Source organism: Balneolales bacterium ANBcel1 (genome assembly GCA_029688905.1).
Classification (GTDB): domain Bacteria; phylum Bacteroidota; class Rhodothermia; order Balneolales; family Natronogracilivirgulaceae; genus SLLW01.
Map to the genome: position 1 here is coordinate 43,032 of JARULB010000008.1, position 22,185 is coordinate 65,216.

At 53.7% G+C, this 22,185-nt stretch carries 16 protein-coding genes and 6 tRNA genes; 15 read left to right on the plus strand and 7 right to left on the minus strand.

The window, feature by feature from the left end; genetic code table 11:
• The first annotated feature begins 215 nt into the window (after positions 1-215).
• Together QA596_11275 and QA596_11280 are read left to right on the plus strand one after the other, a co-directional pair.
• Positions 216-1,217, plus strand: coding sequence for a MoxR family ATPase (locus tag QA596_11275; GenBank protein MDG5768048.1), 1,002 nt, complete (start codon positions 216-218; stop codon positions 1,215-1,217).
• Positions 1,218-1,307: 90 nt separating this feature from the next.
• Positions 1,308-1,559: a hypothetical protein gene (locus QA596_11280; protein ID MDG5768049.1), complete on the plus strand. Its 252-nt coding sequence runs from the start codon at positions 1,308-1,310 to the stop codon at positions 1,557-1,559.
• Positions 1,560-1,702: 143 nt separating this feature from the next.
• Here the strand turns inward: QA596_11280 and nadA are convergent, their stop codons facing one another.
• The 3 genes from nadA to cmk form a co-directional block, all read right to left on the minus strand.
• The gene (gene nadA / locus QA596_11285) at positions 1,703-2,743 is read right to left on the minus strand and encodes a quinolinate synthase NadA (GenBank protein MDG5768050.1); all 1,041 of its coding nucleotides are present in this window, start codon (positions 2,741-2,743) and stop codon (positions 1,703-1,705) included.
• A gap of 91 nt (positions 2,744-2,834) precedes the next feature.
• Positions 2,835-5,000, minus strand: coding sequence for a 30S ribosomal protein S1 (rpsA, locus tag QA596_11290; protein ID MDG5768051.1), 2,166 nt, complete (start codon positions 4,998-5,000; stop codon positions 2,835-2,837).
• Positions 5,001-5,081: 81 nt separating this feature from the next.
• Positions 5,082-5,759 (minus strand): (d)CMP kinase, encoded by a 678-nt coding sequence (gene cmk, locus QA596_11295; protein ID MDG5768052.1) that lies wholly within the window; start codon positions 5,757-5,759, stop codon positions 5,082-5,084.
• 168 nt (positions 5,760-5,927) lie between these two features.
• Here cmk and rpsT point away from each other — a divergent pair, with 168 nt between their 5' ends.
• From rpsT to QA596_11310, 3 genes are all read left to right on the plus strand, one after another.
• The gene (gene rpsT / locus QA596_11300) at positions 5,928-6,182 is read left to right on the plus strand and encodes a 30S ribosomal protein S20 (GenBank protein ID MDG5768053.1); all 255 of its coding nucleotides are present in this window, start codon (positions 5,928-5,930) and stop codon (positions 6,180-6,182) included.
• 178 nt (positions 6,183-6,360) lie between these two features.
• Positions 6,361-7,872: a 2,3-bisphosphoglycerate-independent phosphoglycerate mutase gene (gpmI, locus tag QA596_11305; protein ID MDG5768054.1), complete on the plus strand. Its 1,512-nt coding sequence runs from the start codon at positions 6,361-6,363 to the stop codon at positions 7,870-7,872.
• A gap of 503 nt (positions 7,873-8,375) precedes the next feature.
• A complete protein-coding gene (locus QA596_11310) occupies positions 8,376-10,976 on the plus strand; it encodes an ATP-dependent Clp protease ATP-binding subunit (GenBank protein ID MDG5768055.1) in 2,601 nt (866 codons plus the stop codon).
• 73 nt (positions 10,977-11,049) lie between these two features.
• On the opposite strand, the gene QA596_11315 is transcribed toward QA596_11310, so the two are convergent.
• The gene (locus tag QA596_11315) at positions 11,050-12,213 is read right to left on the minus strand and encodes a hypothetical protein (GenBank protein ID MDG5768056.1); all 1,164 of its coding nucleotides are present in this window, start codon (positions 12,211-12,213) and stop codon (positions 11,050-11,052) included.
• Between the two features lie 141 nt (positions 12,214-12,354).
• Between QA596_11315 and QA596_11320 the strand changes: the two genes are divergently transcribed.
• From QA596_11320 to QA596_11350, 7 genes are all read left to right on the plus strand, one after another.
• Positions 12,355-13,362: a glycosyltransferase gene (locus QA596_11320; protein MDG5768057.1), complete on the plus strand. Its 1,008-nt coding sequence runs from the start codon at positions 12,355-12,357 to the stop codon at positions 13,360-13,362.
• A 479-nt stretch (positions 13,363-13,841) separates the two neighbouring features.
• A tRNA-Pro gene (locus QA596_11325) sits at positions 13,842-13,915 on the plus strand.
• A gap of 153 nt (positions 13,916-14,068) precedes the next feature.
• Positions 14,069-14,142: transfer RNA gene (locus QA596_11330), tRNA-Arg, on the plus strand.
• 17 nt (positions 14,143-14,159) lie between these two features.
• Positions 14,160-14,230, plus strand: a tRNA-Cys gene (locus tag QA596_11335).
• 24 nt (positions 14,231-14,254) lie between these two features.
• Positions 14,255-14,330, plus strand: a tRNA-Glu gene (locus QA596_11340).
• Between the two features lie 16 nt (positions 14,331-14,346).
• Positions 14,347-14,420 (plus strand) — tRNA-His (locus tag QA596_11345).
• Positions 14,421-14,437: 17 nt separating this feature from the next.
• A tRNA-Glu gene (locus tag QA596_11350) sits at positions 14,438-14,513 on the plus strand.
• 163 nt (positions 14,514-14,676) lie between these two features.
• On the opposite strand, the gene QA596_11355 is transcribed toward QA596_11350, so the two are convergent.
• Together QA596_11355 and QA596_11360 are read right to left on the minus strand one after the other, a co-directional pair.
• Positions 14,677-15,507: a methyltransferase gene (locus QA596_11355; GenBank protein MDG5768058.1), complete on the minus strand. Its 831-nt coding sequence runs from the start codon at positions 15,505-15,507 to the stop codon at positions 14,677-14,679.
• On the minus strand, positions 15,504-16,541 hold the full coding sequence (locus QA596_11360) for a glycosyltransferase family 2 protein (GenBank protein ID MDG5768059.1): 1,038 nt from the start codon (positions 16,539-16,541) through the stop codon (positions 15,504-15,506). The genes QA596_11355 and QA596_11360 overlap by 4 nt, the downstream gene beginning before the upstream one ends.
• Before the next feature lie 81 nt (positions 16,542-16,622).
• Between QA596_11360 and QA596_11365 the strand changes: the two genes are divergently transcribed.
• The 3 genes from QA596_11365 (at position 16,623) to QA596_11375 (ending at position 21,291) form a co-directional block, all read left to right on the plus strand.
• Complete coding sequence (locus tag QA596_11365; GenBank protein ID MDG5768060.1) at positions 16,623-16,958, plus strand: MerR family transcriptional regulator; 336 nt, start codon at positions 16,623-16,625, stop codon at positions 16,956-16,958.
• Complete coding sequence (locus QA596_11370) at positions 16,955-17,833, plus strand: MBL fold metallo-hydrolase (protein ID MDG5768061.1); 879 nt, start codon at positions 16,955-16,957, stop codon at positions 17,831-17,833. Before QA596_11365 ends, QA596_11370 begins: the two co-directional genes overlap by 4 nt.
• 77 nt (positions 17,834-17,910) lie before the next feature.
• Complete coding sequence (locus QA596_11375) at positions 17,911-21,291, plus strand: DUF4175 family protein (GenBank protein ID MDG5768062.1); 3,381 nt, start codon at positions 17,911-17,913, stop codon at positions 21,289-21,291.
• A 46-nt stretch (positions 21,292-21,337) separates the two neighbouring features.
• Here the strand turns inward: QA596_11375 and QA596_11380 are convergent, their stop codons facing one another.
• Positions 21,338-22,102, minus strand: a complete 765-nt coding sequence (locus tag QA596_11380; GenBank protein MDG5768063.1) for an HAD hydrolase family protein — start codon at positions 22,100-22,102, stop codon at positions 21,338-21,340.
• Positions 22,103-22,185: the final 83 nt, after the last annotated feature.

A 22,185-nucleotide genomic window follows, 5' to 3' on the forward strand; every position in this document is an offset into this window, starting at 1 on the left:
CTTGTGTCTTCAACCTCTTAGTTGTCAAATATAGGGAAATATTGAGATTTACATCCGGCCATCCGGAAACAAAAAGGAAACGGATCGAATCAATTCGAAGGGATCTCTCTGTTTTTTTGTAAATTCGGTCATGAATTTACAAAATCTTTGTATCCACGTCCGCTTTTTTTCCTTCAATCACGAGAATTTTTAACGAATCCAAAACACTGCAGAACATGAGTCGTTGCAATCCGGATATGCAGGCCCTTACAGAAAGAATCGAGGTCTCAAGCGCGTTTATCAATGAAATTCATCAGGAGCTGGAAAAGGTTGTCATTGGCCAGCGGCCCATGATTGACCAGCTGCTTACCGGTTTGCTTGCTGACGGACACGTTTTGCTCGAGGGAGTACCGGGCCTGGCCAAAACTCTTACTGTATCCAGCCTGGCGCAGGTGATTGACACCGGGTTTCAGCGCATCCAGTTCACCCCGGACCTGCTTCCCGCAGATCTGATCGGAACCCTGATCTTCAATCAGAAAACCGGTGATTTTTCGGTAAAAAAGGGACCGATATTTTCTAATATAATTTTGGCGGATGAAATAAACCGCTCACCTGCCAAGGTACAGAGCGCCCTGCTCGAGGCGATGCAGGAACGCCAGGTAACCATTGGCGAATCTACCTACAAGCTCGACAGCCCGTTTCTTGTGCTCGCAACGCAGAACCCTATCGAGCAGGAGGGTACATATCCGCTCCCCGAAGCCCAGGTAGACCGATTCATGTTGAAAATCAAAGTCGATTACCCCTCCGGAGAAGACGAACTGGAGATCATGCGCCGGATGGCGCGCACAGGTGAGAAAACGACGCCGAAAAGAGTCGTCAAGCCCCAAACCATTCTTGATGCCCGCCAGGTAATAAATGAGATTTACATGGATGAGCGTGTGGAGCAGTATATCGTTGATATTATAATGGCTACACGGTATCCCGAAAAATATGATATAACCGCTGTTGACGGATTGATTGAATATGGTGCATCTCCCAGAGGCACCATTAATTTAAACCTGGCATCAAAAGCCGTAGCCTTTTGCCAGCACAGAGCCTACGTAACTCCCGAAGATGTTCGATCCATCGCGTACGATGTTCTTCGACACCGTATTGTTTTAACTTATGAAGCAGAGGCTGAAGAAATACAAACAGATAACATTATAGAAACCATATTAAAAAACATCCAGGTACCATAATATATGTATATGTACAGTCGTTGACATTACTATGATATTATAGCTATTTTATAAGGGCAATTTATATACAATTAAACAAATCCCATTACCATGAAATTGAAATTTGTCCCCCGCAACGATGTACGCATCACCAAAAAGAGCTCCTCAAAGTTCAGACCTCTTATTGACGCACTTAACAAACTGGAGCCTGGTGGAGATGCCCTGGAAGTGACCTTCAACAATGAAAAAGAGCTTAACTCCATGAGAAATGTTGTATACACATACAACAGGGAGTCCGGTGCCAAAATCAAAAGCGGCAAGGATACCGTAAACGGAAAAGTGTTTTTCTACAAGGAAAAATAGACCAGAGTCAACGTGACAAAAAAAAGCCTTCTGTATGTAACGGAAGGCTTTTTTGTATAAAGACTTATAAAGATAGGCGCGTCACCAGGCGTGCGGAGAAGTGTCCCGCAGAACGGGCTATCCGCTTCATCAGCCCGGGAATATCAGCTCATTTCCAGCATGCGGTCCAGGGATTTTTTGGCACGTACCCGGATGCTCTCCTCAACTTCTATCTGATACACATCCTCCCTCAACGACCGCAGCGTATCCTCGAGTGTTATTTCATTCATATGCGGGCAGCGTATGCTGCACATCCGGAGCATCTCCTTGTCCGGGTTCTCTGCCGCGATATTATCCCCCATGGCACATTCCGTGAGAATGAGAAATCGCTCGGCGTCCGATTCGCGCACAAAACGGACCATGGCCGTGGTTGATCCGCTATAGTCCGCCGCCTGCACCACTTCCGGCGAACACTCCGGATGTGCCACAACAACGGTATCGGGAAACTGCCTGCGGGCATTATCAATATCCGCGACCGTAAACTTGTCATGTACTTCACAGCGTCCGTCCCATACTACCATATCGTTGTGCCCCGAGCGGTCGCTTCCCGGATAGATTACCTTCTTCCCGGTTTCATTTGCGATGTTTTTTGCCAGAAATTCATCCGGAAGACAGATCACCGAATCGCTGTCAAGCTTGCTCACAATATCGGATGCATTGCTTGAAGTGCAGCATACATCGGTTTCGGCCTTCACATCGGCGTAGGTATTGATATAGGTGACCACAGGGATTCCCGGGTATCGGGCTTTGAGATCGCGGACATCCTGCGCCGTAATACTGGCGGCAAGCGAACACCCGGCCACTTCGGCGGGAAGCAGCACCATGCGGTCCGGATTCAAAATTTTGGCGGTTTCCGCCATGAAGCGTACACCGCAGAACACGATGCGTTTAGCATCGGATTCGGCAGCAATCCTGGCCAGACCCAATGAGTCGCCCACATGATCGGGGATACTGTAAAAGAGCGCGGGTTCCATGTAATTGTGCCCCAGGATAACCGCGTTTTTCTCCTTTTTCAGCCTGTTGATCTCAAAGGCAATTTCCGCTTTCACGCGTATTTCGGATTCCGGAACAATCTTGTCAAGCAGTTTGCTGAGATGTTCATACGTATCGGAAACCGAAGCTGCTTGTGACACTGTACCAGGCATATTTTTTGGGTGATTGTCCAAAAAAATGGAGGTACGGCACTATCGCCATACCTCCTTTAATGTAGATTCCGAAGAAGCTAACGGTCAGAAGTTACTCTTTGGTGTCTTCATTTCCTGACTCTTCTTCCTTCTTCTGCAGCCTCTCCTTCAGGTCCTTGAGCCCCGACATTTCTCCCAGAGTCAACTTTCCTGAAGCGGCAGGCTCGGCCTGAGCTTCCTTCTTTTTACCCTTGGCGGAAGCTTTCTGTTTGGCTTCATCCATCTGGCCGATCTTGTTTTGACTGACAACAATACTTTTGTTGTTTTCATCAAAATCGGTAACGACCACCTTGACGGTTTCATCCTCTTTATAGGACTCTTTCAGCGAGTCGCCGTTTTCAGCTTCACGCGCCGGCATGAACGCCTCAACGCCGAGCGGCAGCTGACCGAAAACTCCCTTGTCAGTGACTTTTGTTACCGTTATTTCCACTTCATTGCCTACGGCATATTCCACAGCATATTTCTCCCAGGGATTCTGCTGTACCTGCTTGTGGCCAAGTGAAATTCGGCGGTTGTCAAAGTCAACGGAGAGAATAACCACTTCCAGCTCTTCGCCCTTGTTGACGATTTCGCTCGGGTGATTCACTTTTTCGGTCCAGCTCATATCGGAAATATGTACCAGTCCGTCGATTCCGGGCTCCAGTTCCACGAAGACACCGAAGTTGGTGAGGTTCCGGACCACTCCTTTGTGCCTGGAACCAACCGGATATCGCTCCAGAAGATCTTCCCACGGATCCGATTGCAGCTGCTTGACACCAAGGGACACCTTGCGTTCGTCCTTGTTGATGTTCAGCACTACGCACTCGATAACCTGGTTCTTTTCGACCAGCTGTGAAGGGTGCTTGATGTGCTGGGTCCAAGACATTTCACTGATGTGGACCAGGCCTTCTACGCCCTTCTCCAGTTCAATGAACGCGCCATAATCGGCAATGGAGACCACTTTACCCTGCACCTGGACGTTTTCGGGATACTTGCTGTCAATCTCGTCCCAGGGGTGAGGCTGGAGTTGCTTGAGGCCGAGTGATATCCGCTTTCGCTCCTCATCAAATTCAAGAACGACCACGTTAAGACGCTGGTCAAGGCGTACGATTTCGGAGGGATGCTCCACGCGTCCCCATGAGAGGTCGGTGATGTGCAGCAGTCCGTCCACTCCGCCAAGGTCGATAAACACACCAAAGTCGGTGATGTTTTTAACCACACCTTCCAGAATTTGTCCGGGCTCCATGCTGGCAAGTATTTGCTCACGCTGCTCTTCCAGGTCGGACTCAACCAGGGCGCGGTGTGAAACCACCACATTTTCACTGGACATATTCAGTTTGACCACCATGAACTCCATGGTTCTTCCGACATAGGCGTCAAAATCGCGTACCGGGCGCACGTCAATCTGAGATCCGGGAAGGAAGGCGTCAATACCGTGGATGTCCACCACCATTCCACCTTTGATACGGCGCTTGATATAGCCCTCAATGATTTTTTCGGTGTTGTGGGCCTCTTCAATATCCTGCCATGTACGGAGGGAGTCCGCTTTGCGGCGCGAAAGCACCAGCTGGCCGTCCCGGTCTTCAACCTTGTCAAGGAAAACTTCTACTTCATCACCGATGTTCAGGTTCTCGGGATCCTTGAATTCATTAATAGGGACAATGCCCTCGGACTTAAAACCGATATCGACTATTACATATTTCTCGTCGACTGAAAGGACCCGGCCGGTAACAATCTCTTTTTCGGTGAAGGAGGTCAGGGTTCCTTCATACATTTTGACCATCTGATTGAACTGGTCATCATCGTATTCTTCGGAAGCTTCCTGCAATTCATCCAGATTATACACCTTGTCTCCAACCAGACCGCTGAAGGTGGGGATGCTGGATTCATCTAACTCTTCGGCCTCCGGTTCGCTCTGCTGTTCAGTGAGTTCGGGTTCTTCACCGGCAGTTTCTTCAACACCGCCTGCTTCTTCCGGAGCTTCCTCAACATCCTTTTGCGCCTCTTCTGCATCGGCTTTTTCGCCGGCGCCCTCTTCTTCCGCGCTCTTTATCTCTTCCGTCTCCTTTTCAGTGGCAGTGTCATCCGCTTTTTCTGCAGCCGTATCTTTTTTCTCAGCGGCCGTCTCTTTCACCTCATCTTCATTGCTCGCTGCTGCTTTTTCCGCCTGTTCTTCAGCCGGTTTGATATTTTCAGGAGCTTCTTCGATTTTTTGATCCTTTTTTACTTCATCGGTCATGTAACTTTACCTGGTTTCAGTTAGCCTCCCGGTTATTGTATTATGTGCCAACAACCAGGGGATTGGGGTTTATGTTTCGGTTTATATCGTTAGATTGTCGCCCGAGCCTGTCCTTTTACTACGGATATGTTCCATAATTCTTGTGACCTGCTCGTCAAACGTCATGGACGTTGAATCGATTTCAATGGCATCATCCGCCTTTTTAAGAGGCGCGACGGCACGGGTGGAATCGATCCGGTCCCGCTTTTCAACATTTTGCAACACTTCTTCATATGTGACACTCTCGCCCTTTTCGATGCTTTCATCGTATCTGCGCCGGGCGCGCGCTTTCTGGTCGGCAGTCAGAAAAAATTTGAGGTCGGCATCCGGAAATACATCCGTGCCGAGATCCCTTCCTTCCAGAACTACGTTGCGGTTCCCGGATTCTTCGCGCAGGATGCCTCGAACGACTTCCCTTACTTCCGGCATGGCCGCAACCCTGCTCACATGGTCATTAATTACACCGGACCGAATATCGCGGGTTATTTCTCTTCCTCTGTTGAAAACCCGGGCCTCGGTACCCTTGAAATCAAATCGCAGTCCGTGGCTTTGTATCTTTTCCAGAAACTCGAATTGGTCATTGCCGCATACCGTGAAGAGATAGGTAAGCCCGCGATAGATGGCACCGCTGTCAACATAATCAAACCCGGTCTGACGGGCGATTTCCCTGGCGGTTGTACTTTTACCGGCACCTGCCGGCCCATCTATGACTATGATCAATGATTTGTTCCGATTTCCTTACGCCACAACTTTTCAAAATGTCCGGTAATTTATGCGATATCTTTTTTTTTTGCAAAACATTCTTGTAAATAGCTGGACATAATCATAAATTTGAGGTCTATCTAATTTTTATCATTTCGAAACCAACGAAAGTTTTAAGAACAGATCATGCCGCAACATAAATCAGCAGAAAAACGTGTTCGCCAATCCGCAAAGCGTCGTCTTGCCAACCGTGACAAGCGATCCAAAATGAGAACGTTAAGCCGCAAGGTGTTCGAGGCCGGCGACAAAGAACAGGCACAGGCGCTGCTTGTTGATGCCGTTTCCTACATCGATCGTCTTGCCTGCAAGGGGCTTGTCCACAAAAACAACGCTGCCAACAAAAAGTCAAGGCTGGTTCGGCACGTGAACAACCTCGGGTAATGATCTCTGATCCGGCCACTCCCCCTGGCCCGGATTCGAATATCATCTGAATTATTCCTGACGAATGATTCTTCAGGGGACCAGGCACCTGCCGGCTCCCCTGGCTTTCACTTCTCTTTTTGTGTGTCCCTGTATTTGGTTGCCACAGACACACCCAGACTCTAAAAACTATTTTCCCATGGCCAAAGCCCTGCTCGCAATTCTTGACGGTTACGGACTCCCTGAAGACGATTCCGCAAGTGCCATCAAGAAAGCGCATACTCCTTTCGTGGATTCCCTGATTGAAAATGAACCCAATTCGAAACTCAGTGCGTCCGGCCTGGATGTCGGGCTCCCCGAAGGTCAGTTCGGCAACTCCGAAGTCGGCCACCTGAATATCGGTGCGGGACGCATCGTTTGGCAGGAACTAACCCGGGTAAACAAGGATATTGAAGACGGTGGCTTTTTTGCCAACGAGGCGCTTCTGTCCGCTGCCGAACAGGCAAAGAAATCCGGCAAAGTACACATCATGGGACTCTTCTCGGATGGCGGAGTGCACAGCCACAATAATCACCTGTTCGCTCTTCTCCGCTTCTTCCAGCAGCAAGGCATCGAAAACGTTTTCGTCCATGCCTTCACCGACGGCCGCGACACCTCCCCCCACGGCGGAGCCAGATATGTCGAAACGTTTCTGGAAGAGAGCAAAAAGGCGGGTGTGGGCAAAATCGCTTCTGTGGTTGGACGCTATTACGCCATGGACCGTGACCGCCGCTGGGAACGGACCCAGCTGGCCTACGACCTGCTTGTCCACGGAAAAGGTGAGAAAGCCGACGATCCGGTCGAAGCCGTCAAAAAATCGTATGAGGATGGCGTCACCGACGAATTCATCAAACCACTTGTACTGGATGATTCTCCTGAATCCCGCCTCGGCAAAAACGACCCGGTGGTTTTCTACAACATCCGCGGCGACCGGGCGCGCCAGATCACAACCGCCCTCACCGAAACGGAATTTGATGACTTTCCGGTGGAATCCGGCCTTAACCTCCACTATGTCTGTTTCACACAATACGACAAGCGATACAAGAATGTGCATGTCGCCTACCCCCCTATTTCCATGACCAATACCCTTGGGGAAGTGATCGCAGCAAATGGCATGAAACAGCTCCGAATCGCCGAAACGGAGAAATATCCGCACGTAACCTATTTTTTCAACGGCGGCGTGGAGGAACCGAACAAGGGTGAAGACCGGAAAATGGTTCCGAGTCCGAAGGTTCCCACCTACGATCACCAACCCGAAATGAGCGCCCCGGAACTCACCGAAGAGCTGGTCAAGCTGATTAACGGCGAGCAGTATGAAATGATCATTCTCAACTATGCCAACCCGGACATGGTGGGGCATACAGGCGATTTCGATGCCACCGTCAAAGCCGTTGAAACGGTTGATACCTGCCTCAAAAAAGTGGTTGAAGCCGCCACGGAGAAAGGATACAAGATCATAGTGATCGCCGACCATGGCAACGCCGACATCATGAAAGAGAAAGACGGGAGTCCGCATACAGCGCACACAACCAGCAAGGTGCCGTTTATCGTGCTGAATGAGCCGGGTATTTCCACCCCCGAAGACGGCATTCTGGCCGATGTTGCTCCTTCACTGCTTAAGCTGATGGGAATTTCCCAGCCTGATGAAATGACCGGTAAACCCCTTTTCTGAACCCCTTGCAGGGCCCGTTAAACGGAGGTTCTGGTCCGCTGTACCTCCTCCGTCAATTCGAAAGAAACGCCGTGGCATTCCGTGACCACGATTGGCTACGGAAACTACATGTGGATCAGAGCATGTTTCGGAACAGGCGTCTGTGCAAGGCTTCCCGCACCGGATTCGCCATGAACCGGTATATAACCGGGAACGCTTTCGGCCGGATGGAGGATGCGGCCGAGGCCGGCTTTGAGGCATGCTGAAACCGGGTCGTGGAGACCGTCCCATTGGTTGCTCCGCCGGCGCTGAGGAACCCGTCTTTTCTTCCATTACTACCCCTGCTGATCGAGAAGAAGATCTGCTTTCCTGCCCGGAATTATTACTGAGCAAATCCTTGCATTTACACTAAGGCGGGGCTACATTCGTTTTTTGTTCTGAACGTTTAAATCCGCTCCACGGTTTTCAATTACGTCTCCGGACAAGAGTTTGTTCACGGTTAATCACATCAGCTATACGTTTTTATGGAAGGCAATTTTTCTAACAGGGTTCGCGATGTCATTCAGTTCAGCCGGGAGGAAGCGTTACGGCTCGGCCACGACTATATCGGAACCGAACATCTCATTCTCGGAATTCTGCGTCTCGGAGACGGTGTCGCCATAAAAATACTCAAGAACCTCCGCTGCGACCTGTACAAACTCAAGAAAACCATCGAGGAGACGGTCCGCGGAACCGGTGCCGCTGTCACTGTCGGGAACATCCCGCTCACCAAACAGGCCGAAAAAGTGCTCCGCATCACCTATCTGGAGGCCAAGCTCTACAAAAGTGACACGATCGGAACCGAGCATCTTTTGCTGTCCCTGTTGCGGGACGACGAGAATATCGCCGCCCAGATCCTTCAGCAGTTCAATGTTACTTACGATGCGGTCAGGGAGGATCTGGATTTGATTGTCTCCGGCCACGCATCCCGATCGGAAACATCCCGGCCCAGAGCCAGCGAATCACCGACTTCAGATAATCCGAAATCTTCATCCGGAAGTGCAAGAGAACGAAAAATGGAAAAGACAAAAACTCCCGTCCTTGACAATTTTGGTCGCGATCTTACCAAACTGGCCGAAGAGGACAAGCTGGATCCCATCGTCGGCCGTGAGAAAGAAATCGAACGCGTGGCGCAGGTACTCAGCCGCCGGAAAAAGAACAATCCGGTCCTTATCGGTGAACCGGGTGTCGGCAAAACGGCCATTGCCGAGGGCCTTGCATTGCGCATCATGCAACGAAAGGTATCCCGCGTTCTCTACGACAAAAGAGTGATCGCGCTCGACCTCGCCGCGCTGGTCGCAGGCACCAAATACCGCGGCCAGTTTGAGGAAAGGATGAAGGCGATCATGAACGAGCTGGAGAAGATTCCCGATATCATCCTTTTCATTGACGAGCTTCACACCATCGTGGGAGCTGGCGGGGCCAGCGGTTCGCTGGACGCATCCAACATGCTCAAGCCGGCACTTGCCAGAGGTGATGTGCAGGCTATCGGCGCCACCACGCTCAACGAGTACCGGCAGTACATCGAAAAGGACGGTGCCCTGGAGCGAAGGTTCCAGAAAATCATGGTGGATGCCACTTCTGCTGAAGAGACCACTACGATTCTGAACCAGATCAAGGGCAAATACGAAAAACACCACAGTGTCCGGTATTCCGAAGAGGCCCTGGCCGCCTGCGTCACCATGACCGACCGCTACATCACCGACCGGTTCCTGCCCGACAAAGCCATCGACGCCCTGGATGAGGCCGGCGCCCGTGTGCACCTGTCGAACATCACGGTTCCCGAGCATATCGTAAAGCTGGAGGAAGAGATCGAAATCACCAGCGCCGAGAAAAACAATATGGTCAAGAAGCAGCGTTTTGAAGATGCCGCCCGGCTTCGCGACAACGAAAAACGGCTGATCGAGGAACTGGAACATGCCCAGCGCGAATGGGAGAAAGAGTCGGAAAAGATCATCTACAACGTCGAGGAAGAGGATGTAGCCACCGTTGTTGCCATGATGACCGGTATTCCGGTGAACAAAATCGCTCAGAGCGAAGGCCAGAAACTGCTAAAAATGAAGGAGGAACTCTCCGCGCATGTGATCGGCCAGGAGGAGGCGATCCTCAAGCTGAGCAAGGCCATACAGCGGACGCGCGCCGGACTGAAGGATCCGTCGCGGCCCATCGGCTCATTCATCTTTCTGGGTCCCACCGGAGTCGGTAAAACCGAGCTGGCCAAAATCATGTCGAAATACCTTTTCGACTCCATTGATTCCCTCATTCGCATCGACATGAGTGAGTACATGGAAAAATTCTCGGTTTCCCGCCTGATCGGAGCCCCTCCGGGCTATGTCGGCTACGAAGAGGGTGGTATCCTCACCGAGAAGGTCAGGCGCAAGCCCTACAGTGTCGTACTGCTGGATGAAATCGAAAAGGCACACCCGGATGTGTTCAATCTGCTGCTTCAGGTGCTGGATGACGGTATCCTGACCGACAGCCTTGGCCGTAAAGTCGACTTCCGGAACACCATTATTATCATGACATCCAACATCGGGGCCCGTGACATCAAGAACATGGGTCGCGGTATCGGTTTTGCCGACGGCGACGGCGCCTCCGACTATTCCAAAATGAAGTCCACTATCCAGGACGCCCTTAACAAGGTATTCAATCCGGAGTTCCTGAACCGCGTCGACGATGTCATTGTCTTCAAGCCGCTCGAGAGGAATGACATTTTCCAGATCATCGACAATATGGCCAATGAACTTTTTGAAAGGATTGAAAGCCTCGGGTTCAAAGTGGACATTACCAAAGGCGCCAAAGAGTTCCTCACCGACAAAGGATTTGACCAGAAATTCGGTGCGCGGCCGCTTAAACGCGCCATCCAGCGCTATGTGGAAGACCCGCTTGCCGAGGAAATTCTGGGGGCTGAAAAAAGAAGCGGATCCACTATTCGCATCAAAATGAACAATGCCCGCGACGGACTCCTCTTCGAATGGAAAGATCCCGATAACCTCGCCACGGACGTTAACTCCGAAAACGAAGAAACCCGGCAGGGCGAAAGCAACGGCAAGCCGTCGCAAAACATATCGCAGAACAAGAACTGAATGAGCCGCCGTTGCGGATTGTCCCTAATCTGTTGCGGAGTTTCCCTAAACGCTGAGGCACCGTGCGGTGATATTACAGCCCGTGCCGAATCTCAAGACCCCGGTTTGTGCCCTCCAGCCGGTAGGTGCCGGACGATACGTACATGAATCTGAGCGGGAACAACTCCGAAGTGTAGACGGTCCGGGTTGTCGTTTCGCGAACCACTCTGCGCTGTTCAATATCGATCATGTGGCCTCTCAGGTTCTCCAGCTGACCGTCGGCGGATCTGCGGCCTGTCAACACCGAGAGAATCCCGTCCGGCATGTAGGCCGCCACAAGCACGGTCTCCGAAAAGCTGGCACTCCCAAGGCGCTCACCGTCTATCACCCGATGGACCAGCACTCTGCCCGACGCACGTGCTGTCACAAAACGGCCATCATCACTCAGAACAAGTTCGCGGATTTCATTCTCTTCGTAATCCAGTTCCGCCAGCAACTGTCCCTGAAACGAGGTCACGTAACCGCGATCGGTACCGGTTTCGGCATCTTGCGCCAGGATAACGAGCATTCGTCCGGCGGGATGAGGTACAACCTCACGGATTGCCATCCCGGGCAATGAGATTACCGGTTCGGGCTCACCCGGCATATCCATCTTCTGGACGCGGGAACGCACCAGGTCGCCGTCATAAATCTCCGGGTTGATCACATACGAGACCCTCGCGTAATCCGGAGTCGAATAGGTCGAAATTGTCTCCCCGTCCACACTTCCGGAGCTGTTGGATGCCCGGAACACCTCCGCGCCGCGCTCATCATAAAAGGTAAAACCGGCGATATTGTCCTGGTATATGAAGCTGCCGTCATTCTGCATATAGAGTCGAATGGACGGGTCGTTGGAGTCGTGGTCAGCTAGTGGGGCAATCCTGTTCACCAGATCGCCGTCACTGCGATATATCTCGACGGAAACCTGTCCGCCGCGTATAAACAGGGCGCCCACATAGGCGCGGTTCGCGCTTACCGAGTACTGATGCGCTCCGGCGATCATGGACGAACCGTCTCCGAAAATCACTTCGTTGGCGGTAAACCGGGCACTTCGGGTCTCACCATCATCCCGAAAAATATCCATCCGAAACCGGTCCGGCGCAAAATTCGCCGTCTCCGGAGTAAAGGAAAACTGGATATCCTGGGCCAGGGAGAAGCCGACAGGTAACACCGCGGAAAGAAAGAGCGAAAAAACGAGGATGCGCAGGGTGAAAACCATGAAATCAGGTGTTGTTTTTCGGGTAATATATATGACAATGCCTTATCATCAGAACGTGCGGTGCCATGTGATGAAGCGGCGGGACACCGGTGCCGGCAGGCTGCTAACCCGCGTACCTAAAATACTGAAAATGCGGCGTCAATGACCATACGATATTCCATTATCATTCCAGTCTACAACCGTCCGGGTGAATTGAGCGAGCTGCTCGAAAGTCTTGCTGCTGCCCCTGCGGAAGTCATGAGCCGGACAGAAGTGATTGTTGTGGATGACGGATCGGAAGAACGTTCGGGAGAGGTTTGCCGCAACAGCCGGGACACACCGGACATACGCTATCTGTATCAGGATAACCGGGGGCCGGGAGGAGCGCGAAACACCGGTGCCGGCATGGCCAGAGGGGAATGGCTGATTTTCTTCGATTCCGACTGCATCATCCCGCCCGGATACATGGACGCCGTGGAGCAGGGCCTTTCCAATGGGAATGTTGATGTGTTCGGCGGACCCGATCGCGCTTCAGACGACTTCACCCCCACGCAGAAGGCGATTGACTATGCCATGACCTCCTTTCTTACAACCGGCGGAATCCGCGGCGGCCGCAAACAACTCGACCGCTACTATCCCCGGAGCTTCAACATGGGTATCCGGAAAAGCGCCTTTGATGCCGTAGACGGTTTTTCTTCGCTGCGGTTTGGAGAGGATCTGGATCTGAGCATGCGACTGATCGCGGCCGGGTATCGTACGGCACTCCTGGACAGGGCCTGGGTCTATCACAAACGGCGAACCGATCTCAAAAAGTTTTTCAAGCAGGTTTATAACTCCGGCATGGCCCGTGTCGTGCTGAACAAGCGCCATCCCGGCACGATGAAGGCCGTCCACTGGATGCCCTCCCTGTTTGTGCTCTATCTGGCGGCGGCTTTTCTGTCGCTGCCGGTTGCCGGCGGCTGGCTCTGGCTTCCCCCGGCGCTGTTCTGCCTGTTGCTTTTTCTGGATGGATGGCGGAAGACCCGACATCTTGTATCCGCACTCCTGGTTCCGCCTGCGGCACTTTTTCAGCTCTCCGGTTACGGAACCGGACTGCTTCACGCGCTGGTGATTATCCACATCCTGGGCCGCACCGACGCGCGGGCATTTGAAAAAAACTTCTACCGCTGATCGTCGGGGTTCCGTTATCCACAATGCGTGTGGGTTGTATTCCCGGCCATCACTCCCCGCCCCAGGCTTCCCGGACGCCCCAACCCGCGGTTCCCTGTTTGCCTGTGTGGCCGCCCGGTTGCAACTGCCTGTCCGACCGGACACCTCGAAACTTCCGGATTGACATTTGTCCCCGCCGCATGCAACCATTTCGGTTCTCCGTAAATAAACTACCCAAGCCGCAGATACCCCAAATTCATTGCTCAGCCATAAATTCGCACGCTCCGGCAACCGCAGCGATGCAATGCAGCCAGGTCAATCACAATCATCCGTTTTTTTACACCCATGCATGATTGATTTGCATCTGGATTTCCATTATATTTACAGTCTTTGCAAAAGCAGAGATTGCAATAATAAAACCATACTCTGCGTGTTCTTTGTTCTTGATGATAAAAGCGATCGACATCGCAAGTTGAACTCATTCGGTTGAAATCAATGATCGGGGCGTAGCGCAGCCCGGTAGCGCATCTGCTTTGGGAGCAGAGGGTCGCAGGTTCAAATCCTGTCGCCCCGACATCATTCATGGATACACAATGCGCTCATGGCAGATTACAGGGCAGCTGATTCCGGCCATGGGAGATGTGCCCGGAGCAATGATTTTCGGGTGATATCGTCGATATGAAGCCGGTGATGCCATGCAGCAAAATACGAGCCCGCAGTCAGACAGGCGCCCGTAGCTCAACCGGATAGAGCAACTGCCTTCTAAGCAGTAGGTTACAGGTTCGAGTCCTGTCGGGCGTACAACAACCGTTTTTTTTGGCGACATGGCCGAGTGGCTAGGCAGAGGTCTGCAAAACCTCGTACGGCGGTTCGAATCCGCCTGTCGCCTCACTCAATCAGCTTCGATGTTTATGCCGCGTTCGTCTAGAGGCCTAGGACGCCGCCCTTTCACGGCGGTAGCACGGGTTCGAATCCCGTACGCGGTACCATCCGATGTCGATCACGGAGCCCATAGCTCAGTTGGTTAGAGCGCCAGGTTGTGGCCCTGGAGGCCGTGGGTTCAAATCCCATTGGGCTCCCTTTTCATAGCAGTGATGCCGCGTTCGTCTAGGGGTCTAGGACGCCGCCCTTTCACGGCGGTAGCACGGGTTCGAATCCCGTACGCGGTACCATCAAGCCCGGTTTCTGTTCAGAAGCCGGGCTTTTTTTATGGCGGATGGCTGTCAGCCGGAAAGGTGCTTTCGCTTCATCCCGCGACGGGGAACATATTCCTGATTCAATTCACCGAGCGGACCGGCAAGCGGTCGATTTCCTGAGCGGCATGGCCCGGTTTCATCACCTCTTGCTCGAAACTCCAATGATCCCGGTCCCACGGGGGTTTTCCCTTCGCCCGTCGACCGCCATCATGGCCAGGCCGGGCAGCAGCGTAACCGCGTAGTAAAACGGGAGCCAGAACATGGTCTTCATCCCGAAACGGGTGAACCACAACATGGGATACTTGATCAGCATCACCCAGGCGCGGTGCCCCCACTTCCCGTAGGTGTACCGGACCGACACCGGCTCCAGGCCCGAAGCCATTAGTTTTTCCAGCAGTTCCTCACGGGAATAGCCGGCCCTGGCGTGCTCATCCACAAAGAACTCATCCTCGCCGGCATCCTCTTCGGAGTAGTGGGACGGAGAATGCATCACAAACATCCCGCCGGGTTTCAGAGCCTTGCGAATCCGCTTCATCACACCGATGTCATCTTCAATATGCTCAAGCACATCCACACAAAGAGCCAAATCATACGATTCGGCGGGCAGCTCCTGCGTCACCAGATCAACGGCATCAAACCGGATCCGGCCCGATGCAATCGCGTCCCTGAAATAGTACCGGCAATCGTCCAGGTAATCTTCCTTGATATCTGCGGCATGGACCACCGCGTTGGGAAATGATGTGAGTAGAAACCGGTCGTACTGACCAAAACCACTCCCGGCGTCGAGGATATCCACCCGTTCACGGCGCGAAAGGCCGGCGCGGAACTGCGCGCGAACCGCCGATCGCACATACCAGCTCCTAAGAAAAAACATATCCAGCAACCGGTAGAAGAGGGTTCGGAGAGAACGTGACCGACGGATCCAGGCGGCAAAGCGGTCTTTTGTCGGGTCGTATGCGATTTTACTCATGGCCTCCCGGTACCTTCGGTATCGGAATTGCCGGCGGGCGGGACAGATCGATCGATCTCGTTGGTTTCATCAAAACCGGCGATATCCTGGATGTTCACCGGATCGCCTTTGTTGCCGGCCCGGTTCTGGTTCAGGATTTCACCGAGAAAACCAACAGAGAAAAACTGCACCCCAAGCAGCAGGAAGAGAATGCCGAACAGGAACAGCGGGCGGCCCGAAAGATAGACTTCAAAAAACAGGCGCATGACCGTAAGGTAGAGGGTGATCGCCCCGCCGATGATCAGGAACAGCGTCCCGACTCCGCCGAAAAAATGCATGGGACGCTTCATGTAATGGCCGAGGAACAGCAGCGTAACCAGATCGAGGAATCCCTTTATAAACCGGGACAAACCGAATTTGGACTCTCCGAATTTGCGCGGATGGTGCTGAACGACCTTCTCCCCGATTCGCTCAAAGCCTTCCTGCTTGGCCAGATACGGAATATACCTGTGCAGCTCTCCATACAGGGTGAGATGCCCGACCACCTCGGCGCGGTAAACCTTGAGGCCACAGTTGAAATCGTGAAGTTTGATGCCGGTAGTCAGCGATGTCACATAATTGAAGAAGCAGGAGGGTATGGTTTTGCTGATGGGGTCGTATCGCTTCTTTTTCCAACCGCTCACCAGATCCAGGTTCTGCTCCTCAATCATGCGGATCATTTCCGGAATCTCGGCAGGATCATCCTGCAGATCGGCGTCCATCGTTGCGACATACTTACCCGACGCCAGCAGAAAACCCTGCTGCAGCGCTGCGCTCTTGCCGTAGTTCCGGCGGAACCGGATACCACGAACCCGGTCGGATTGGCCCGTCAGCTCCGCAATTTTCTCCCACGATCCGTCATCGGACCCGTCATCCACCAGAATGATTTCATACGTCCACTTCGGGGAAAGCGCATCCCCGATGCGGCCGACAAGCTCCCCGAGAGAATCCACTTCATTCAACAGGGGAACAACGACCGATACCTCTGCCCTGTTTACGGTCCTGTTATTCGTCAAAATTTCTTGCTTTTATTTTGGTATTATGAGCGTTATAGTAAATACAATTATCCAGAAAATGAAACCTCCGGAAGCAATCACATGAAAAAACTCTACTACTCCATAGGTGAAGCTTCCCGGCTTACCGACGTGGAGCCGCATGTTCTGCGTTACTGGGAGTCGCTTTTTCGTGAACTGGCTCCGGCCAAAAACCGCGCCGGCAAGCGGACCTACACAGAACTGGATATCCAGACCATCCTTGTGCTCAAAGACCTCATACAAGAGAAAAAATATTCTACGGCAGGAGCTCGCAAGGAATTGCAGCGTCTTAGAAACCACCGGAAAGATAAGCAGGATTCCGGTGAGCTGCCGGTGGAATTGACCCGCGACCTCAAGCAGGTCCGTGTATTTCTGAATGATCTGTTGCAGAAGTTATGAGATCTCTTTCGTCAGCCGATTTTGGAAATTTCCGGCTGTTCACCATCGAAACCGGACGTTTTCGCCTGGATGGCGGCGCCATTTTCGGTGTAGTGCCCAAAGTGCTCTGGTCCAGGCGTTTCGAGAGCGATGAACAGAACCGCATCCCGCTCACGGCCCGCTGCCTGCTGGTGCACTCGCGGTCAACCCAAAGACTCTACCTGATCGACACGGGACCCGGACACAAGTTCGATAAAAAGTTCAGTGCCATCTACGGGCTCGATTTTTCGGATTACTCTCTGGATCAATCCCTTGCCTTTCACGGATTCAACCGCTCAGATGTCACCGATGTCGTTTTCACACACATGCATTTCGACCACTGCGGGGGCGCTGTTTCGCGGGATGAGCACGGCCGGGCCATACCCCACTTCCCCGAAGCCCGCCACTGGGTGCATCAAAAGCAGTGGGACTCGGTTCAGCACCCCAATGCCAGGGAAAAAGCCAGCTTCCTGCCGGAAAATATCGAGCCTCTCGCCGCATCCGGTCTGCTCCATTTCATCGATGACCACCATATATACGAACCGGGATTCGGGACTGAGGTCGTCCATGGCCACACCTCCGGCCAGCAGCTACCGCTGCTCAACGACGGCGACAGAAAACTCCTTTTTGCCGCCGATTTAATGCCGACCGCCGCCCACCTCCCGCTGCCCTGGGTGATGGGCTTCGACATGCGTCCGATTCAGACCATGGAAGAGAAAGTTCGTATCCTCGGCCGGTGCATCCGCGACAACACCTCTCTCTACCTGGAACATGACCCCAATCATGAAGTGATCCGCCTTGAGGGTCCGCCTGAAAAACCAGCAGTAGGCTGGAACGGCACTCTGAATGATTTGTGATTGTTATCTTTTCGCCGGATACTAACCGGGCGTGATTCTCGTAACGTATAGGTAGCTGCAATCCGAGTAACATTTCCATGGCATCACACCCTGATTATGAATCCATTGAAACGCTGTTCAGGTCCGCTTACCGGACACTGCGCAAGCGCCTGAAACGGACCGCGCTGACCGGCGGCCTGGCGGCTGTCCCTGTGCTCCTGTTCCTGTTTCTGCTACTGGAGCATCTTCTGTTCCTGCCGCCCTGGTTTAAAACCGCCTATTGGGCCATGTCTGTAGCTCTGGCGCTCCTGATTGCCCTGTACATCCGCAGAGAATACGCCCTCCCTGACTTTACCTCATTTTACCGGGAAGCCTCCGACCGCATGAACCTGCCGGAGTTGCGGCATGTGATGGACCTCTCACTTAAACGCGGATCGGCCGATCCCGACCTGCTTGAAGCCGCCATACGACAGAACCTGGAGCGGGCTGCCGAAAAAGAGCCGAAGCAACAGCTTTCGGCCTATGTCGCCTCCCTCCCGCTCACCCACCTCTACCGGCGTGCAAGGTGGTCCGCCGGAAGCGGCGTTTTGCTGCTGGCCGCCGGATTCCTGCTATTCGGTGATGCCCTCCAGCGCACCGGCACTTTCTGGGCCTCCTATGACCGACCCATCCCCTTCGAATTCACAATCACCCCGGGCGACACTATCATCGAACAGGGCTCGCCGTTTCGGGTACGGGTTGACTTCGAGGGCACGGTTCCCGGCCAGGTTCGCCTCGGTCTCCAGACCGACCGGGAGGATCGGCCCCGTATCCAGGGAATGACCTCCACCGGCGACGCAACCTTTGCCTCCCGGGAAGCCGACCTGTTTGAGGACGCCGATTTTTTTGTTGAAATGGACGGCCACAGAAGCGAGCGGAAGCGGGTCCGGGTGGAACTGCTCCCCAGGCTTCAGGACCTCGTCGTGACCGCCCATCCCCCACCGTACACCGGCATGGAGAGCATCTCGAACACCTATCCGTTCAACCGGATGGATGCCCCCGCCGGATCACGCATCGAAATTCGTTCGAGCAGAAACAAGCCGCTTGCAGAGCTGGGGCTTGTTTCCGAATCTCGTGCAGACACCCTCCACATCCAGCCCGATACCCTCATCGCAGCCGAGTTTGCCGCCCGTGAAGATGACCGGTTCCATTTTGTGATGCGCGACTCTTTCGGCCTGGAGAACAGCAACCCGTTCCGATTCCGGCTCAGCGTGATCCCGGACCGGCCGCCGCATGTGGAGATTCTCAGTCCGGAGCGGCATGTTCACGAGTTCATCCAGGGAACCGTTCCACTGCTCTATGAGTATGAGGACGATTACGGGTTTACGGCGGCCGAACTTCACTACCGATTGCACAAAGCTTTTGTGGATGTGCCCGTTGAAGGGATGGTTACGCTGGAAACTCCGCAGCGCAACCGGGGCATGGCCGACCACGACTGGGACGTGAGCAGAATGAACCTCGGACCGATGGACCGGCTGGAATACTGGATTGAAATCACCGACAACAACGAGGTCGAAGGCTACCAGACCAGCCGTTCCGCCACCCACATCATCGAGATACCGTCGCTGGCCTCCCGGTTTTTTGAGCAGGAGGAGAAGGAGGAGGCGATTGAAAGCCGTCTCTCGGAAGTGGAAGAGACCTACCAAAGGATGCAGCAGGATATGCAGGAGCTGCGGGAGCGGATTCAGACACAGCCGGACGATGACTGGGAGCAGTCACAGATTCTCGACGACATCCAGGATCAGCGTCGTGATATCGAGGAGCAGATCGAGGAGATGCGGCGGCAGTTTGATGAATTGACGCGCGACATGGAGTCGCAGGACCTCATGTCGGAGGAAACGCTCAGCCGTTACCGGGAGCTGCAGGACCTGATGGACGAAATCGACGACCCCGAAATCCTGCGCCTGCTGGAAGAGATGCAGAAAAACCTGGGCGATATGGATCAGCGTCAGCTCCGGGAACAGCTTGAGAACATAGAGTTCAACGAAGATCGGTACCGGGAGCGGCTGGAACGGACCATGGAGCTGTTCAAGTCACTTCGCCTTGACGCCGACCTCGACAGGGCCTCGAAGCTGCTGGAAGAACTCAGCCGGCAGGAATCCGAACTCTCCGGGCAGGAGTCCTTTGGCGAGGAGGAAATCCGGCAGCAGGAACAGATCCGCGATCAACTGCAGGAGCTGTCGGACAAGATCCAGTCAATGCCGGAGAAGAGTCCGGAGCGGCGCAAAGACCGCATCCGTGAAATGAGTGACGAGATGCGAGACCGCATGGATCAGCTCGACCACCAGATGGAGGATAACATCCGGCAGATGCAGGACAGCGGCAACGGTAACGGCAACGGTTCGGATTCGGATGAGATCCGCAACCAGCAGCAGGACATGAGCCGTCAGATGCAGGAAATGGCACAACAAATGTCGGGCATGAGGATGCAGATGCAGCAGGAATCCATTTCGATCAATATCCGTGCCCTGGAATACATCCTCGACACTCTCCTGCTCCTCTCCGAAGAACAGGAGGATGTGGTGCATCGTACCTCCGATCTGGCTTCGAACAGTCCGGGATTTATCGAACAGGCCCGGCGCCAGAGAACCATCAGCGGCCAGTTCGGCATGATCACCGATTCGCTCTACCAGGTATCTGCCGAAATCTCTCAGTTTTCGAACAGGATCAATGACCGGAAGAGGGATGTCCAGCGCAACATGGACCGCGCGCTTGGCTACCTGATCGACCGAAACCGCTCCAGTGCCGTTGCGCAGGAGAGAACCGCACTTGGCGGCCTCAACGAGATCGGCACCATGCTGGCCGACCTGCTGGATCAGCTCTATCAGATGGAGAACGACGGCGATGGCGGCGGCGGCATGATGAGCATGGACCAGATGATGGAGCAAATGCAGGAGATGTCGCAGGACCAGCAGCAGCTCAACCAGCAGATCCAGGACTTTATCAACGACCTCCAGGGGGAACGACTTACGCAGGACCATATGGAGCGTCTCGAACAAATGGCCCGGGAACAGAACCGAATCCGCGAAGAGATGCGGCGCCTGCAGCGGAGTAGCGGCCGCGGCGGCGACCGGCTGATGAGTGAAATCGAGCGAATGGCCCGGGAAATGGAGGATGCGATCAACGATCTGCGCGGCGGCTCAACCGATGACCTGATGGTCGAGCGGCAGCAAAATATCCTTTCACGAATGCTGGAAGTCGAGGAATCCATCCACAAACGGGACGAGGACGAAGATGAACGCCTCGGGGAGACCGCCGGCGACTACGACCCGCGCGATGTCCCGGAAATGACCATGGAGGAGCTCCGGGAGAGAATCCGGGCAGGGGTTCAGCAAACCGACTACACCCGGTTCCGCGAAGAGTACCGCCGGCTCATTGAGCGCTACTTCCAGCTTATGGAAGAGTATCTTGAAGACGACCAAACGCGCTCCATGCGGTAATTGCATTGCCGGCTCGACGGCTCGACGTTTCGGACTGATTGCCGGCTTACCCCTGATCCTTCCCGTCCGGCTTCTGGTTACGCGCTATCAGCTGTTCGTACGCCTCCAGCACGCCCCTGGTCGCTTCGCCCGACATCACAGCAGCTACCCGGCGCACCTCCGGGATGGCGTTCGAAGGCGCAAACGCCGCGCCGGCCCATGCAAGCGCCTTCAGGTCACCGGATGAATCCCCGATATAGGCAATCTCCCCGCTTGAAACGCCGTACTCATCCGCAAAAAAACGGAGGCCCGACTCCTTGTTGCACGCCCTGACAATCACATTCACGGATATCTCGGTATGATGAACCTCTAAGGCGGGATACTCCGCTTCCACTTTCTCCCGTGCGATTTCGTAGATCTTGCGGATCTGTCCGTAGTCGTTGTGCACCATGCCGATGTCGGTGTGTTTCGTATACTCGTGCATCACCTCCGGAAACCGGGGAAAGACTTCCCGCTCAAACCACTTCCGTAGTTCGCCGGACTGCTTCGCTATCTCTTCGGTATAATGGGGCGACCAGGTCAGTTTGTTGGTTTCCGGGTGATAAAACCCGCCGCCGCTTTCAAAGATGATGGTATCACGGATTCCAAGCCACTGGGCCACCGCCTCTGCATAGGGAAGCGGACGCCCGGTGCAGAGAGTTAGACTAGGGATGTGCTCAGTGTCCCTGCTTTGAAGCTGCAGCTCCCGGATACGGGTTACCGCAGGCCAGTCGGGCGAACGAAACGGAATTGTCAGACAGCCGTCAAGGTCAAGAATAAAATATCGAATCATGGGATGGTTACTGGTTGAAAAGAAGCCCCATGATACAGAGAGATCCGGACTTTTTCACACTGCATTGATGGTATTTTCAGGGC

Bases quoted from the DNA above. Each gene is read 5' to 3' on its own strand.
- QA596_11275 (MDG5768048.1), top strand. From the start codon at position 216: ATGAGTCGTTGCAATCCGGATATGCAGGCCCTTACAGAAAGAATCGAG.
- QA596_11280 (MDG5768049.1), top strand. From the start codon at position 1,308: ATGAAATTGAAATTTGTCCCCCGCAACGATGTACGCATCACCAAAAAG.
- nadA (MDG5768050.1), bottom strand. From the start codon at position 2,743: ATGCCTGGTACAGTGTCACAAGCAGCTTCGGTTTCCGATACGTATGAA.
- rpsA (MDG5768051.1), bottom strand. From the start codon at position 5,000: ATGACCGATGAAGTAAAAAAGGATCAAAAAATCGAAGAAGCTCCTGAA.
- rpsT (MDG5768053.1), top strand. From the start codon at position 5,928: ATGCCGCAACATAAATCAGCAGAAAAACGTGTTCGCCAATCCGCAAAG.
- gpmI (MDG5768054.1), top strand. From the start codon at position 6,361: ATGGCCAAAGCCCTGCTCGCAATTCTTGACGGTTACGGACTCCCTGAA.
- QA596_11310 (MDG5768055.1), top strand. From the start codon at position 8,376: ATGGAAGGCAATTTTTCTAACAGGGTTCGCGATGTCATTCAGTTCAGC.
- QA596_11315 (MDG5768056.1), bottom strand. From the start codon at position 12,213: ATGGTTTTCACCCTGCGCATCCTCGTTTTTTCGCTCTTTCTTTCCGCG.
- QA596_11320 (MDG5768057.1), top strand. From the start codon at position 12,355: ATGACCATACGATATTCCATTATCATTCCAGTCTACAACCGTCCGGGT.
- QA596_11355 (MDG5768058.1), bottom strand. From the start codon at position 15,507: ATGAGTAAAATCGCATACGACCCGACAAAAGACCGCTTTGCCGCCTGG.
- QA596_11365 (MDG5768060.1), top strand. From the start codon at position 16,623: ATGAAAAAACTCTACTACTCCATAGGTGAAGCTTCCCGGCTTACCGAC.
- QA596_11370 (MDG5768061.1), top strand. From the start codon at position 16,955: ATGAGATCTCTTTCGTCAGCCGATTTTGGAAATTTCCGGCTGTTCACC.
- QA596_11375 (MDG5768062.1), top strand. From the start codon at position 17,911: ATGGCATCACACCCTGATTATGAATCCATTGAAACGCTGTTCAGGTCC.
- QA596_11380 (MDG5768063.1), bottom strand. From the start codon at position 22,102: ATGATTCGATATTTTATTCTTGACCTTGACGGCTGTCTGACAATTCCG.